A 15,483-nucleotide genomic window follows, 5' to 3' on the forward strand; every position below is an offset into this window, starting at 1 on the left:
TCAACCGGTCCGGTGGAAGATCAGTTCCAGCACGAATTTGCTGCCGTAGTAGGCCAGCATCAGCAGGGCACAGCCCGCCAGGGTCCAGCGGCTTGCGGTGATGCCGCGCCAGCCCTGGGTCTGGCGACCGATCAGCAGGGCGGCAAACACCGCCAGCGAGATCAGCGAGAAGATCGTTTTGTGGGCCAGGTCCTGGGCGAACAGGTCGCTGACGAACAGTGCGCCGGTGACGATGGCCAGGACCAGCAGGATCACGCCGGCCCAGAGCAGCTCGAACAGCATGGACTCCATGGTCTGCAGCGGTGGCAGGTTGCGGACCAGGGGGCTGTTGTAGTTGCGCTTGAGCTGGCGGTTCTGGAAATAGAGCAGCAACGCCTGTCCCGCCGCCAGGGTAAACAGGCTGTAGGCGGTGACCGACAGGGCAATGTGGGACAGGATGCCCCAGTCATCCCGTTGTATGAAACGGGGCGGCGTATGGGTGAGCAGGGCGAATACCACGGTCAGGCAGGCCAGGGGGTAGGCCCCCAGGAACAGACTGTCCACGGGCTTGGTCAGGTTCATGACCAGCAGGATCGCCACCACCAGCCAGGAAATCAGCAGGGAGCTCTGGAAGAACCCCAGGTTCAGGGCGCCGCCGGTAAACAGGGTCTGCCAGAGCAGCATGCCGTGGGCCACCAGGCCCAGCCCGCCGATCACCGTCACAATGTGCTTGTTGACGTTGATGCGTCCGCGAAAGCCCAGGGCCTGAAAGGCGGTACCAATGCTGTAGAGGAACAGGGTGGTGACAGCGAGAATCAGCGTTCCCATGGCATTCCTGGCTGGTGGTTATGTGATATGGTCCGGGCTTCCTGCGTTCAGGAGATGGAATTTGCCGGGCTGGTCGTTTCAGCGCGTTAGTCTGGTTATAATGTCGCGATTGTGCAACCGGAATCAACCGGTAAGTGCCTGACGTTATTCTATAGGGTCGTTGTTTCGCCGGCCCGGTACAGCGTCGGCAACAGGCAATTCATTTTTCAGGGCTTACGGGTACCACCATGTTTGAAAACCTGACAGACCGACTCTCGGGGAGTCTCAGGAAAATTTCCGGCCAGGCCAAACTGACCGATGACAATATAAAGGAGACCCTGCGGGAAGTCCGCATGGCCCTGCTGGAGGCCGATGTGGCCCTGCCGGTGGTCAAGTCCTTTGTCGAGGGTGTGCGTCAGCGGGCCGTGGGGCAGGAGGTCCAGCGCAGCCTGACCCCGGGCCAGGTGTTCGTGAAGGTGGTCCAGCAGGAGCTGGAACAGGTGATGGGTTCCGGCGATGAAAAGCTGAACCTGTCCGTGCGCCCGCCGGCGGTCATCATGATGGCCGGCCTGCAGGGGGCGGGTAAGACCACCACGGTGGCCAAGCTGGCCCGGCTGCTGAAGGAGCGTGAAAAGAAATCGGTGATGGTGGTCAGTGCCGACGTCTATCGCCCGGCCGCCATCAATCAACTGGAAACCCTGGCCGGTGAGGTGGGGGTGGAGTTCTTCCCCAGTTCCACCGACCAGGACCCGGTGGCCATTGCCGAGGGCGCCATCGATGCGGCCCGCAAGAAGCACCTGGACGTAGTGATCGTGGATACCGCCGGTCGCCTGCATGTGGACGAGCAGATGATGGGCGAGATCGGTCGCCTGCACAAGGCGGTGGACCCGGCTGAAACCCTGTTCGTGGTGGACGCCATGACCGGTCAGGATGCGGCCAACACCGCCAAGGCGTTCAGTGACGCCCTGCCGCTGTCCGGTGTGGTGCTGACCAAGACCGATGGCGACGCCCGGGGCGGCGCCGCACTGTCCGTGCGTCACATCACCGGCAAGCCCATCAAGTTCATGGGTGTGGGCGAGAAATCCGATGCCCTGGAGCCGTTCCATCCGGATCGGGTTGCCTCGCGCATTCTGGGCATGGGGGACGTGCTCTCCCTGATAGAGGACGCCGAGCGCAAGCTGGACAAGAAGAAGGCCGACAAGCTCACCAAAAAGATCAAGAAGGGTAAGGGCTTCGACCTGGAGGATTTCCGCGACCAGCTCCAGCAGATGAAGAACATGGGCGGCATGGCCGGCCTGCTGGACAAACTGCCCGGCATGGGGCAGATGGCCCAGGCGGCCCAGAGTCAGGTCAACGACAAGACCTTTGGCCAGATGGAGGCGATCATCTGCTCCATGACGCCGAAGGAGCGCCGTTTTCCGGACAGTATCAACAACTCCCGCAAGCGCCGTATCGCGGCCGGTTCCGGTACTCAGATACAGGACATCAACCGTCTGCTCAAGCAGCATAAGCAGATGCAGAAAATGATGAAGAAGGTCGGCAAGAAAGGCGGCATGCAGAACATGATGCGGGGCATGCAGGGTATGATGCCGCCGGGCGGCGGCGGTGGTGCGCCGCCATTTGGCCGTATGTAGAAATCGGGACTAGCTGCCTGTTTTCTTTGCCGGGGAATTAGCATAGAATAGCGCCCCTTTCGAGTATGGGTCGACGTGCAGCTGCCAAGGCAGCAGGCACGCATCGTACAAAGTTCGTACAACTGAACAGGATATTGGTCGAAATGGTAACAATCCGTTTGGCTCGTGGCGGCGCCAAGAAGCGTCCGTTTTACCACTTGGCAGTAACCGACAGCCGTCGGGCTCGCGATGGTCGTTTCATCGAGCGCGTTGGTTTCTTCAACCCGATCGCCCGCGGTCAGGAAGAGCGTCTGCGTGTTGATCAGGAGCGTGTTGACTACTGGATCAGCCAGGGCGCCCAGCCTTCCGAGCGTGTCGCTCAGCTGCTGAAGACTGCCGCCAAGTAACACGTTCACCGGGGTCCTGGCATGGCACAGCATCCACAGGAAACTGTGATCGGCCGGATTACCTCGGTCTTCGGGGTCAAGGGGTGGCTCAAGGTCTACTCCTATACCGATCCCGTTGACGGCATACTGAACTACCGTCACTGGACGCTGATCCAGGATGGCAGACGGTTTGCCGCGGAGCTTGAAACCGGTCGCCGCCAGGGGCAGGGGATCGTGGTAAAGCTCAAGGATATTGACGACCGTGACCTGGCCCGGACCTACGGCGGTGCCGAGATCCGGGTGCCAACCTCCGAGCTTCCGGAACTTCCGGAAGGGGAGTACTACTGGCACCAGTTGGAGAAACTGGCCGTGTTCACGGTGGAGGGTGAGCGCCTGGGTAAGGTGCATCACCTGATGGAAACGGGCTCCAACGATGTTCTGGTGGTCAGGGCCGACGAGGCCTCCATCGACCAGCGCGAGCGCCTGATTCCCTATCTTCCGGACCAGGTGGTTCGTGAAGTGGATCTGGCGGCGGAACGCCTGGTGGTGGACTGGGACCCGGAGTTCTGAGGGTGTGGATTGGCGCTGTCAGTCTGTTCCCGGAAATGTTCGGTGCGGTGACCGATGTGGGTATCACCGGCAGGGCGGTACGGGATGGTCTGCTGACCTTCCGTAGCTGGAACCCCCGGGAGTTCACCCATGACCGGCATCGTACCGTGGATGACCGGCCTTATGGGGGCGGCCCCGGCATGCTGATGAAAATCCAGCCGCTGCGGGATGCCATCCACGCCGCTCGCGAGGAAGCGCCGGGCAGCGCCTGTGTGGTTTACCTGTCGCCCCAGGGCGAGAGGCTGGACCAGCAGGTGGTGGAATCCCTGGCGTCGCAGGACAGTCTGATCCTGGTGGCAGGTCGCTACGAGGGTGTTGACGAACGCCTGATCTCGACGGAAGTCGATCGGGAAGTGTCACTGGGAGATTTTGTCCTCTCCGGTGGCGAACTGGCGGCCATGGCCGTCATTGATGCGGTTACACGCCTCATCCCCGGAGCGCTGGGTCATGCGCAGTCAGCGGAGCAGGATTCCTTTGCTGACGGGTTGCTGGATTGTCCGCACTACACCCGGCCCGAGGTTTACGAAGGTCAGGCGGTGCCGGATGTATTGTTAGGCGGTCACCACGAACAGATCCGGCGCTGGCGGCTGAAAGAGTCGCTGAGGCGAACCCGGGAGCGACGCCCCGACCTGCTGGAGCAGCGGGTGCTGACGGACGAAGAGCGTGAGCTGCTGGACGAGATTTTAAACGAACCGGGTGCCTCTGATTGAATCAGGGCATTGAGAGATTGGGTATCAGGAGCACATTACGATGAGTGGTAAGAACGACATCATCAGTCAGATCGAAGCGGAGCAGATGACCAAGGAAATCCCCGAGTTTGCACCGGGCGATACCGTGGTTGTCCAGGTTCGCGTTACCGAGGGTAACCGTGAGCGTCTGCAGGCGTTTGAAGGCGTGGTTATCGGCAAGCGCAACCGGGGTATGAACTCCTCTTTCACCGTTCGCAAGGTTTCCTACGGTGTGGGCGTTGAGCGTACCTTCCAGACGTTCTCCCGTCTGATCGACAGCATTTCCGTGAAGCGTCGCGGCGATGTTCGTCAGGCCAAGCTGTACTACCTCCGCGAGCTGTCCGGCAAGGCCGCACGGATCAAGGAAAAGCTGAACTGAGTTCCAGTTCGGTTGGCATTAGAAACGGTGGGTTCGTGAACCTGCGACGGTTTCCGGAAAAGGGCGGCTCTGGCTGCCCTTTTTTGCGTTATGGGCATACGTTTTCTGGCGGGGAGGTGACGCCGCATGGCCGGCAAGTCTGAGAAAACCTCCATCAGGGATGAGGACCAGCGTCTGATCCAGGGGTTCCTGGACGCTCTCTGGCTGGAAGACGGTCTGGGGGAGAAGACCCGGGCCGCCTACGGCAGCGACCTGCGCAAGCTGTCCCAGTGGTTGGCGGAGCGGCCCGGGTCGCCACGGTTGCAGCAGGTGGGACGCGATGACCTGTTGGGCTGGATATCCGCGGCGTTTGTGGAAGGGCGCAAGAACGCCACCGCCGCCCGTCGGCTGTCGGGGATCCGGCGCTTCTACCGCTACCTGTTGCGGGAGAAGCTGATCGCCGAGGATCCCACCCTGCGTATCGAAAGCCCCCGTCTGTCCCGCCGGCTGCCGGATTCCCTGTCCGAGGGGGACGTGGAAGCGCTGCTGGACGAACCCCTGGGGGACCGGGTGCAGGACGGGCGACTGGAGCTGAGGGACCGTGCCATGCTGGAGATCCTCTATGGCTGCGGGCTGCGGGTCAGCGAGCTGGTGTCTCTGCGGGTGGATCAGGTCAACCTGCGACAGGGTGTGGTCCGGGTCATCGGCAAGGGTGACAAGGAACGGCTGATTCCCCTGGGTGAAGAGGGGGTGGACTGGCTCCTGCGTTACATGAACGAGGCCAGGGGCGATCTGCTCCGGGGTCGGATGTCCGATGACCTGTTTCCCGGCAACCGGGGCACGGCCATGACCCGGCAGGCCTTCTGGTATCGTATCCGACACTACGCCCAGCGCGCCGGCATCCGCAAGAAACTGTCCCCCCATACCCTGCGCCATGCCTTTGCCACCCACCTGCTGAACCATGGCGCCGACCTGCGGGTGGTGCAGATGCTGCTGGGCCATGCGGACCTGTCCACCACCCAGATCTACACCCACGTGGCGCGGCAACGGCTACAGGATCTCCATCAGAGCCATCACCCCCGTGGATAGGACTGAACTTTTTCACCTCGCCCCAGTCACATTACCGGTATCGGGCAATTGCTTCGACACCATCGCTTTGGTTAACTATGGCCCCGGTGGTTGTCGGAATGGCTTGCCCTGTGGTCGCCAGAATGGCTTGAAGGTGACACGACTTCCGGCAGGGACGCAGCCCCAATAGCGGGGTTGCTGATTGCCGCGCATTGACTTCATTTACCCAGTACGCAGGATGATCCATGAGCCTTTCGTTCTTCCGTTTTTTTTCCCTTCCATCATCATTTGCCCTGACCGCAGGACTGGTGCTGGGCCTGGCCACCATTGCGCCCACTGCCTACGCTGAAAGTGCCGAGGACGTGATCACCCAGCGGCTGGGGGACACCGTGCCAGGCCTGAAGGTGAACAGCGTGACCGAGTCGGCGGTGCCGGGCCTGTATGAGGTCCGGACCAACAATCGCAGCATGATCTACGCCACGGAAGACGGCGAGTACATCATTGCCGGTGAAATGCTGCAGCTTACCGACGAGGGTGTCGTCAATATCACTGAGAAGGGCAGGTCGGGCGAGCGTGCGAAGCTCCTCTCCGAGTATGACGAGGGCCAACTGATTACCTATCCGGCCGATGGTGAGGAAAAGGCGGTGGTGGGCGTATTCACCGATATCGACTGCCCGTACTGCCGCAAGTTGCACGATGAGATGGCCCGTCTCAACGAATTGGGTATCACCGTGAATTACTATGCCTATCCGCGCTCGGGGCCAGGAACGCCCTCATTCCGCAAGTATGAGTCGGTATGGTGTGCCGATGACCAGCAGGCGGCCATGAACCAGGCCAAGGCTGGCGAAACGGTGCCCCAGGCGTCCTGCGACAACCCGGTGGCGGAGCAGTTCCAGCTGGGCGGTCAGGTTGGCGTTTCCGGCACTCCGGCGATCGTGCTGGAGGATGGCAAGATGATCAACGGCTACGTGCCGGCGGACAAGCTGGCCGAGGGCCTGGGCCTTATGTGAGCGTCCACCGGTAATGGCACGGCCGATGCTGTTCTGAGCCTTGCTAATCGGTATACTATGCCCGCTATTCATTCATCGGGCATTGAGGTGGAAGCTTGAAAGAAGTCAGGGTCGGAATCTGCGGACTAGGAACCGTCGGTGGCGGAACATTCAATGTGCTGGCCCGCAACGCCAGCCTGATTTCCGGTCGTGCCGGTTGCAACATCCGCACGGTACGGGTGGCGACCCGTACCTGGCGGGATGATATCGACCTGGGGGAGATTCCCTTCAGCACCGATATCATGGATGTGGTCAATGATCCTGACGTGGATGTGGTGGTCGAGCTGATCGGCGGCTATGAAGCGGCGCGGGAACTGGTCCTGGCGGCCATTGCCAAGGGCAAGCACGTGGTCACCGCCAACAAGGCGCTGATCGCGGTCCATGGCAACGAGATCTTTGATGCCGCCGACAAGGCCGGCGTTGTGGTGGCCTATGAAGCCGGAGTTGCCGGCGGTATCCCGGTTATCAAAGCCATCCGCGAGGGCATGGCCGCCAACCGTATCGATACCCTCGCCGGTATCATCAACGGTACCGGGAACTACATCCTCACCGAGATGCGCAAGGGCCGGGCTTTCAATGAAGTGCTGCAGGAAGCCCAGGACCTGGGCTACGCCGAGGCCGATCCCACCTTTGATGTGGAAGGGGTCGATGCCGCCCACAAGCTCACCATCATGGCCTCCGCCAGTTTCGGTGTACCACTCCAGTTCGACCGTGCCTACACCGAAGGCATCTCCCGCCTGACCCCCTACGACATAGCCCATGCCGAACTGCTGGGCTATCGCGTCAAGCACCTGGGTATTGCCCGCCGCCGTGAGGGCGGCATCGAGCTGCGGGTGCATCCCACCCTGGTGCCCCAGAGCCACCTGATTGCCCAGGTGGATGGCGTGCTGAACGCCGTACTGGTGGACGGCGATGCCGTCGGGCAGACCATGTACTACGGTCCGGGTGCCGGTGACGAGGCCACCGCCTCCGCCGTGATCGCCGATATCGTGGATGTTGCCCGGGCCATCCAGGGTGGTGGCGAAGGTCGCGTGCCTTACCTCGGCTTTGCGCCGGAGGCCATCGAGGATCTGGAAGTGCTGCCCATGGAATTCACCCAGTCTGCCTATTACCTGCGTATCCAGGCCCTGGACCGCCCGGGTGTTCTGGCCAAGGTGGCCTCCATCCTCAGTGAGCACGGCATCAACATCGAGTCCATCATGCAGAAGGAATCCGAGGTCCAGGATGGCCGGATTCCGGTGATCATCCTGACCCATACGGTCCAGGAGCGTCAGGTCAACCAGGCCATCGAGGAACTGGAAGCCCTGGATGAGGTGGACGACCAGGTGGTTCGCATCCGCGCTGAAAACTTCAACTGACAGGTACGCACGTGAGATACATCAGTACACGGGGCGAGGCCCCCGCCCTGGGCTTCGAGGACGTTCTGCTGACCGGTCTGGCGACCGATGGCGGGCTCTATGTGCCGGAATCGCTGCCCCATTTCAGCCTGGAGGAAATCCGTAGCTGGCGCGGGCTGTCCTATAGCGAGCTGGCCTTCAATATCATGTACCCGTTCGTGGACGACGCCATTCCGGAAGCCGATTTCCGACGGATGCTGGAAGACACCTACGATGTGTTCGCCCACAAGGCGATCGCGCCGCTGGTGCAGCTGGATGCCAACGAGTGGGTACTGGAACTGTTCCGTGGCCCGACCCTGGCGTTCAAGGATTTTGCCCTGCAACTGCTGGGGCGCCTGCTGGACTACGTGCTGGAGAAGCGCGGCGAGCATGCGGTGATCATGGGGGCCACCTCCGGCGACACCGGGTCCGCCGCGATCGAGGGCTGCCGTCGCTGTGAGCATGTGGATATCTTCATCCTGCATCCCCACGAGCGGGTGTCTGAAGTCCAGCGCCGGCAGATGACCACGGTACCGGGTGACAACATCCACAACATCGCCGTGAAGGGCAATTTCGACGACTGCCAGCGGATGGTGAAGGCCAGCTTCGGCGATCAGTCCTTCCTGGGTGGCAAGGCCCGGCTGGCCGCGGTCAACTCCATCAACTGGGCGCGGATCATGGCCCAGATTGTTTACTACTTCCAGGCGTCCCTGTCCCTGGGTGGCCCCGACCGTTCCATGGCCTTCTCGGTGCCCACTGGCAACTTTGGTGACATCTTCGCGGGTTACCTGGCGAAGAAGATGGGTCTGCCCATCTCGCAACTGGTGATCGCCACCAACCGCAACGATATCCTCCACCGCTTCATGAGCGGCAACCGGTACGAACAGCTTAAGCTGGAGCATACCCTGTCGCCGAGCATGGATATCATGGTATCCAGCAATTTCGAGCGCCTGCTGTTCGATCTGCACGGTCGTGACGGCGCCGCCGTCAAACTGCTGCTGGAGAATGCCGCCAAGGGGCCGGTCAGTATCGAGGACTACCGATGGCGCCATGCTCGCAAGCTGTTTGACAGCGATGCGGTGGACGACAGGACCACCTGCGAGACCATCCGTCAGGTCTACGAAGACAACGAATATCTGCTGGATCCCCACACCGCCATTGGTGTGAGGGCGGCCCGAAACTGTCGCCGTGACCGGAGTGTTCCCATGATTACCCTGGGCACGGCCCATCCGGCCAAGTTCCCGGATGCCATCGCCGAGGCCGGGCTCTCCGTGAAGCCGCCATTGCCGGCCCATATGGCCGACCTGTTCGAACGGGAAGAACGTTACACTGTGCTGGAGAACAACCTGACGTCCGTCCAGGATTTCATGGCCAAGCACTGGAAGTTTGCCTGATGATCCCGGGAAGCACTGCCTTCCCGGGCACCGTTGAGTGTCTATGACTCCCAAGAAGATCCTGCGTCGCCCCGGCCCGGACACGGATCCGGACTGGGGCCGTGACCTGCCGCCCTTGTTACGGCGGCTCTATGCGGCCCGGGGGGTGTCCTCCGATGCCGAACTGACCTATACCCTCAAGCACCTGGCATCCCCCATGCAACTGCAGGGTATCGACCGTGCCGTGGAACTGCTGGCCGATGCCATCGGGCAGCAGCAGAAAGTGCTGGTCCTGGGGGACTTCGATGCCGACGGCGCCACCAGCACGGCTGTGGCCATGCTGGGACTGTCGATGCTCGGGCTGGGCCAGATCGATTTCCGTGTACCGAGTCGTTTTGCTGATGGTTACGGGCTGACGCCGGGGATTATTCACCGGCTGGTGGAGGAGGGTGAGACGCCTGACCTCCTGGTGACCGTGGACAATGGTATATCTGCCCACGAAGGTGTGCGGGCCGCCCGGGAGGCGGGCATGAAAGTGGTGGTCACCGATCACCACCTGGCCGGTGACAGCCTGCCGGAGGCGGATGCCATCGTGAATCCCAACCAGCCGGGGTGCCCCTTCCTGAGCAAGCATGCTGCCGGGGTGGGGGTGATGTTCTATGTGCTCACGGCCCTGCGCAAACACCTGCGGGAACAGGGCAGGCTGCCGCAGTCGGAACCCAACCTGGGTAGCCTGCTGGACCTGGTGGCCCTGGGCACGGTGGCGGATGTGGTGCCCCTGGACCACAACAACCGTATCTTCGTGGAACAGGGCCTGCGCCGTATCCGGCAGGGCCTGGCCCGGCCCGGTATCCTGGCACTGCTGGAGGTGGCGGGCCGGGATCACACTGTCATCAGTTCCACCGACCTGGGCTTTGTGCTGGGGCCGCGACTGAATGCCGCCGGCCGTCTCGACGACATGAGCATCGGCATTGCCTGCCTGCTGGCGGATGATCCCGACGAGGCCCGGCGCCTGGCCCGGGAACTGGATACCTTCAACCGGGAGCGCCGATCCATTGAAAAGGACATGAAGGCCCAGGCCCAGGACCTGCTGGCGTCCATGTCACTGGATATCGAGGGACTGCCCTGGGGGCTGGCCCTGTTCGACCCGGACTGGCACCAGGGGGTGATCGGTATCCTGGCGGCCCGCATCCGCGAGCAGACCCACCGGCCCACCATTGCCTTTGCCCCGGACGAGGATGGCGAACAACTCAAGGGCTCGGCCCGGTCCATTCCCGGTCTGCATATCCGTGATGCCCTGGCGGTGGTGGATACCCGTCACCCGGGACTGCTGAAGAAGTTTGGTGGTCACGCCATGGCGGCCGGTATGACCATCGCCGGCGACGACCTGGAGCGCTTCAGTCAGGCCTTCGACGAGACGGTGAGGGACTCCCTGACGGAAGCAGACCTGGAGGCGGCGGTGGTCACCGACGGGCCCCTGAGCCCCGGGGAACTGTGCCTGGAAACCGCCCACCTGCTGAAGCGTGCTGGGCCCTGGGGGCAGCACTTCCCGGAACCCATGTTCGATGGCGAGTTCCGGGTGATCAGCCAGCGTATTGTGGGGGAGAACCACCTGAAGCTGGTGCTGCAACCGGTGGACGGTCATGAGGCGGTGGACGGCATCGCCTTCAATACCGGGCCGGAAGTCCCCGACTATACCCGCAGCGGCGCCCGGGTGGTCTACAAGCCGGACGCCAATACCTTCCGGGGACGTACCAGCCTGCAATTGTTGATTGATTACCTTGAACCCTGCTCTGCACAGACCTCACGTTAACCATTCCCTGGAGAGGGTCTACACTGAGTTCGCGTTAAACCTTCCCTCTCCCCTTGAGGGAGAGGGCCAGGGAGAGGGGGAGCGCCCGAAGGGCGCCCGAGATCGGACTTAGGAGTTAACTTTTCCCCCTCTCCCCAACCCCTCTCCCTCCAGGGGAGAGGGGCTACAGCCTACGTTCACCATTCCTGGGGAGTCAGACAGGGCAAGGGGGCGCCATCAGGGCTTGGGAATCACCCGCTCGCGGACGAATACGATCAGAATCGCCACCAGCGTCAGCACCGGCCAGGAGCCGGTCAGCATGAAGGGCGTATTACCACTGGCGGTACGGATCTCACCGTTCATGACCGCGCGTTCAAACTGGGGGATCTGCTCTGTGATCTGCCCTTTTTCATCAATAACGGCGGTCACCCCGTTGTTGGTGCCCCGCAGCATGTAGCGCCCGGTCTCCAGGGCCCGCATCCGGGCCATCTGCAGGTGCTGGTGGGGGCCGATGGAGTCCCCGAACCAGCCATCGTTACTGATGGTCACCAGCATATTGCCTCGGCGGGCGTTCCTGGCGACGAAATCCGCATAGGCTACCTCGTAACAGATGGCGGGCGTGAGCCTGGCGTCGCCGGCCTTCAGCGGGTCCTGGTACTCCGGGCCACGGCTGAAACTGGACATGGGCAGGTCGAAGAACCCGATAATGCCCCGCAGCCATTGCTCCAGGGGAACATACTCCCCGAAAGGCACCAGTTTTTGCTTGTGGTAGACCCCGTCGCCCTGTTCGCCGATGGCCATGATGGCGTTGTGGAAGGTGTAGTCCTCCCGCGCGGCACTGTAGGTGTACCAGGGGATGCCGCTGATCAGCGTACTGCCTTCACCGAGTTTGGACTGGATATGCTCGATGATCGGGCCGGCCTGGTCCTGGGTGATGGGGATCGCGGTTTCCGGCCACAGGATGATATCCCGGTTCCAGTCGTCCTCGGTGAGCCCCAGGTAGATCACCAACTGGTCCCGCAGGAAATCCGGATCCCACTTGATCTGCTGGGGAATATTGCCCTGCATGGTGGCGAAGCTCAGGGTGTCATCGGACACCTGGGTCCAGGGGATGCGATTCAGCGCCGGGCCGGCGAGCCAGACGGCCAGGGTACAGGCGCCGAGGATGGCTGCCCGCGTCAACTGTCTGGACCGGACCAGCCCGTAGAGGCCATACAGGGCGGCGCCGGTGGCCGTCACCATCAGGGTGATGCCGTGGACGCCGGTGATTGGGGCCCAGCCCGCCAGCGGGCCGTCCACATGGGCGGTCCCCAGGTATAGCCAGGGGAAACCCGTCAGCAACCAGCCACGAATCCAGTCCGCCAGCACCCACACCGCCGGAAACAGGATCAGGCGACGTATCGGGCTGTCCTTCGCCAACTTGCCCCAGAACCAGAACGCCAGCCCGTGCACCAGGGCCAGGCCGGCCACGAAAAGCGCCATCAGGGTGATCGCGATGGGGGTTGAGGTATTGCCATACTCGCTGATGCTGATATAGATCCAGGTTACACCGGAGGCAAACAGCCCCAGCCCCGTCAGCCAGCCGGCCAGAAACAGGTGGCGGACTGCCAGGGGCAGGGCGGCGAACACGATCAGGGCAGTGGACAGGGGGCCAATCCACCACCAGTCCCAGGGGGAGAGCGTCAGTGTCTGTAGCGCGCCGGCCAGCAACAGGAGCAGGCCGTTGAGCCAGCGCGGTGTGCTGGCCAGGGGGTTACTCAGCATCGTCCCGGGTCACCTGCAGTAACCGGATGACCCGGTTGTCGGCGTTGGCGATGGTGAAGGTGAAGCCGTGGAAACTGGTGGCTTCGCCCCGGCGGGGCAGGTGGCCGAACTCCTTGAGCACGATGCCGCCAATGGTGTCGAATTCCTGCTGGTCCATTTCGGTCCCGAAGAACTCGTTGAAGTCCTCCACCGAGGTCACCGCTTTCACCGCCCAGGAGCCGTCGCCGTGGGGCTTGATGTTGGTTTCCTCGTCGAAGTCGTGCTCGTCCTCGATTTCGCCGACGATCTGTTCCAGCACGTCTTCAATGGTGATCAGGCCAGCGGTACCGCCGTACTCATCCACCACGATGGCCATGTGGTTGCGGTTCTCCTTGAACTCCTTGAGAAGCTGATTGAGACGCTTGCTCTCGGGCACAAAGGTGGGCGGACGCAGGATCTCGCGGATGCGGTTCCAGTTGAGGTCGTTATTGAGCGCCAGGGGCAGCAGGTCCTTGGCCAGCAACACGCCAATGACATCGTCCTGGCTGTCGCCGATCACCGGGAACCGGCTGTGGGCGGAGTCGATGATTTCCTGCAGGAAGGCCTTGGGCTCCTGGGAAGCCTTGACGGTGACCATCTGGGAACGGGGAATCATGATTTCGTCGACGCGCATGTCGATGACCTGCATGGCGCCTTCGATGATGCTCATGGCATCGGTGTCGATAATGTTGTGCTCTTCGGCATCGCGAAGGATCTCCAGCACGTCCTCGACGGACTCAGGCTCGCTGGAGAAAGCCTGGGATATTCGCTCCAGCCAGGACTTTCGGTCCTGGCCGCGACTCGACTGATCGTCGCTCATGAGTGTGGTTCCGATTCCTCTGTCTCATAGGGGTTGCCGTAGCCAAGGTCGGCCAGCAACCGGATTTCCAGGGCTTCCATAACCTCGGCCTCGTCATCTTCCATATGGTCGTAACCCTGAAGATGCAACAGGCCGTGGATGACCATATGGGCCCAGTGTGCCTCTGATGTCTTGTTCTGTTCGACGGCCTCCCGGGCCACCACCGGCGCGCAGATCACCAGATCGCCGGCCAGAGGGACTGTTATACCGGCTGGCGCCTCAAATGGGAAGGACAGCACGTTGGTGGGCCGGTCCTTGCCACGATACTGGTGGTTCAGGGCCCGGCTTTCCGACTCGTCCACCAGGCGCAGGGTGACCTCGGAATCGTGGGCCTGCTGCCAGCCGGCCCGGGCCCATTGGATCAGCCGGTCGTCGTCCGGCAGGTCATTGCTCTCAATGATGCGCTGGATGTCGACGGTCAGTTCGCTCATACCGGGTCGTCTTCGTTGAAGCTGTCGTAGGCTTCCACGATCCGCTGCACCAGCGGATGGCGGACCACGTCGCTGGACTCGAACCGGGTGAAGCCGATACCCGACACCTTGCTCAGCACGCTGGCGGCATGGATCAGGCCGGAGTTCTGCCCCCGGGGCAGGTCCACCTGGGTGGTGTCGCCGGTGATCACCGCCGTGGATCCGAAGCCGATCCGGGTCAGGAACATTTTCATCTGTTCCCGGGTGGTATTCTGACTCTCGTCGAGAATGATGAAGGAATTATTAAGCGTCCGTCCGCGCATGAAGGCCAGGGGAGCAATCTCGATCACGCTTTTCTCGATCAGGCGAGTCACCTGGTCGAAGCCCAGCATTTCGTAGAGGGCGTCGTAGAGCGGGCGCAGGTAGGGATCCACCTTCTGGGCCAGGTCGCCGGGCAGGAAGCCGAGTTTTTCGCCCGCTTCCACCGCCGGGCGCACCAGCAGGATGCGCTTGACCTGTTCGTCCTTCAGGGCTTCCACGGCACAGGCCACGGCGAGCCAGGTCTTGCCGGTACCGGCGGGGCCGATACCGAAGTTGACGTCGTGATTGCGGATGTTGTGGACGTACTTCTGCTGGTTTTTACCCCTCGGTCTGGCCTGCAGTTTCGGGGTCTTGATGACGATCTGGCTGCCATCCCACTCGGAGGCCTGCGGCAAGCGTTCGAAACCGGATTCCCGGATGAACAGGTGTACGGTCTCCGGGCTGATGTCGTCGGTGGCTTCGGTTTCCCGGTACAGGTGGCGGATGACTTCGGTGGCGGCGGTGGCGTTTTCCGGCTGGCCTTCGATGCGGAAGTGGTGGCCACGGCGGCCCACGCGGACATCCATGCGGCGTTCGATATGTTTGAGGTGCTCATCGAACTGGCCGCACAGGACGGCGAGCCGACGTTGGTCAGCGGGGCTCAGATCGAATTGTCGGGCTTCGGTGGTGGTAGTCAATCTTTCCTCTGGTTTTTGGGAGCCTGATACTGGGGCTCAAGACTGATGGAATTGGTGTTCGTGACATTCGCAAACGATGTTTGTGTCCAGGATCGAGGAACGTACGGTTGCCTTAAGATCCGACTGGAAAAGCACATTAAAACTAAAGAATGGTGGCCGCAGCAGCATCCTTCAAGACAAAGGTTGTATTTTCTTTCAGGCGATCCCGATGTCGGGAGGGCAAGGAGGGGGACGTCTTTCCGGAACCGTCGGCAGCCAGGGATGGCTGCCGTCGAGCCCTACATGGACGTACTTGC

Annotated in this window: 16 protein-coding genes; 11 read left to right on the forward strand and 5 right to left on the reverse strand. The window is 62.0% G+C overall.

Going from position 1 to position 15,483, the window contains the following annotated elements:
• On the reverse strand, positions 1-807 hold the full coding sequence (locus tag RO069_RS09680) for a cytochrome C assembly family protein (RefSeq protein WP_328187100.1): 807 nt from the start codon (positions 805-807) through the stop codon (positions 1-3).
• A 227-nt stretch (positions 808-1,034) separates the two neighbouring features.
• Between RO069_RS09680 and ffh the strand changes: the two genes are divergently transcribed.
• The 10 genes from ffh (at position 1,035) to recJ (ending at position 11,159) form a co-directional block, all read left to right on the forward strand.
• Positions 1,035-2,420: a signal recognition particle protein gene (gene ffh / locus RO069_RS09685; RefSeq protein ID WP_328187101.1), complete on the forward strand. Its 1,386-nt coding sequence runs from the start codon at positions 1,035-1,037 to the stop codon at positions 2,418-2,420.
• Between the two features lie 143 nt (positions 2,421-2,563).
• Positions 2,564-2,806: a 30S ribosomal protein S16 gene (gene rpsP / locus RO069_RS09690; protein WP_328187102.1), complete on the forward strand. Its 243-nt coding sequence runs from the start codon at positions 2,564-2,566 to the stop codon at positions 2,804-2,806.
• 21 nt (positions 2,807-2,827) lie between these two features.
• A complete protein-coding gene (gene rimM, locus RO069_RS09695; protein WP_328187104.1) occupies positions 2,828-3,355 on the forward strand; it encodes a ribosome maturation factor RimM in 528 nt (175 codons plus the stop codon).
• 2 nt (positions 3,356-3,357) lie between these two features.
• The gene (gene trmD, locus RO069_RS09700) at positions 3,358-4,104 is read left to right on the forward strand and encodes a tRNA (guanosine(37)-N1)-methyltransferase TrmD (RefSeq protein WP_328187105.1); all 747 of its coding nucleotides are present in this window, start codon (positions 3,358-3,360) and stop codon (positions 4,102-4,104) included.
• Positions 4,105-4,144: 40 nt separating this feature from the next.
• Positions 4,145-4,501, forward strand: coding sequence for a 50S ribosomal protein L19 (gene rplS, locus RO069_RS09705; protein ID WP_328187106.1), 357 nt, complete (start codon positions 4,145-4,147; stop codon positions 4,499-4,501).
• Positions 4,502-4,627: 126 nt separating this feature from the next.
• Positions 4,628-5,569, forward strand: a complete 942-nt coding sequence (gene xerD, locus RO069_RS09710; RefSeq protein WP_328187108.1) for a site-specific tyrosine recombinase XerD — start codon at positions 4,628-4,630, stop codon at positions 5,567-5,569.
• A gap of 224 nt (positions 5,570-5,793) precedes the next feature.
• Entirely contained in the window at positions 5,794-6,558 is a 765-nt protein-coding gene (locus tag RO069_RS09715; protein WP_328187110.1) for a DsbC family protein, read from the forward strand.
• Positions 6,559-6,653: 95 nt separating this feature from the next.
• Positions 6,654-7,955, forward strand: a complete 1,302-nt coding sequence (locus tag RO069_RS09720; RefSeq protein ID WP_328187112.1) for a homoserine dehydrogenase — start codon at positions 6,654-6,656, stop codon at positions 7,953-7,955.
• A gap of 11 nt (positions 7,956-7,966) precedes the next feature.
• A complete protein-coding gene (thrC, locus tag RO069_RS09725; protein ID WP_328187114.1) occupies positions 7,967-9,367 on the forward strand; it encodes a threonine synthase in 1,401 nt (466 codons plus the stop codon).
• Between the two features lie 43 nt (positions 9,368-9,410).
• A complete protein-coding gene (gene recJ / locus RO069_RS09730) occupies positions 9,411-11,159 on the forward strand; it encodes a single-stranded-DNA-specific exonuclease RecJ (protein ID WP_328187115.1) in 1,749 nt (582 codons plus the stop codon).
• Positions 11,160-11,375: 216 nt separating this feature from the next.
• On the opposite strand, the gene lnt is transcribed toward recJ, so the two are convergent.
• Genes lnt through RO069_RS09750 form a run of 4 tightly spaced genes read right to left on the reverse strand, consistent with a single transcriptional unit; the run spans position 11,376 to position 14,905 of the window.
• Positions 11,376-12,902, reverse strand: a complete 1,527-nt coding sequence (lnt, locus tag RO069_RS09735) for an apolipoprotein N-acyltransferase (RefSeq protein WP_328187116.1) — start codon at positions 12,900-12,902, stop codon at positions 11,376-11,378.
• Positions 12,892-13,740, reverse strand: coding sequence for an HlyC/CorC family transporter (locus RO069_RS09740; protein WP_328187119.1), 849 nt, complete (start codon positions 13,738-13,740; stop codon positions 12,892-12,894). Before RO069_RS09740 ends, lnt begins: the two co-directional genes overlap by 11 nt.
• On the reverse strand, positions 13,737-14,210 hold the full coding sequence (gene ybeY, locus RO069_RS09745) for an rRNA maturation RNase YbeY (protein ID WP_328187120.1): 474 nt from the start codon (positions 14,208-14,210) through the stop codon (positions 13,737-13,739). Before ybeY ends, RO069_RS09740 begins: the two co-directional genes overlap by 4 nt.
• A complete protein-coding gene (locus RO069_RS09750; protein ID WP_442915358.1) occupies positions 14,207-14,905 on the reverse strand; it encodes a PhoH family protein in 699 nt (232 codons plus the stop codon). Before RO069_RS09750 ends, ybeY begins: the two co-directional genes overlap by 4 nt.
• Here RO069_RS09750 and RO069_RS22115 point away from each other — a divergent pair.
• Complete coding sequence (locus RO069_RS22115; protein ID WP_442915359.1) at positions 14,802-15,233, forward strand: cytochrome bd oxidase small subunit, CydX/CbdX family; 432 nt, start codon at positions 14,802-14,804, stop codon at positions 15,231-15,233. The genes RO069_RS09750 and RO069_RS22115 overlap by 104 nt on opposite strands.
• The last annotated feature ends 250 nt before the right edge of the window (positions 15,234-15,483 follow it).

The sequence above is a fragment of the Marinobacter sp. OP 3.4 genome (assembly GCF_036224885.1).
GTDB lineage: Bacteria > Pseudomonadota > Gammaproteobacteria > Pseudomonadales > Oleiphilaceae > Marinobacter.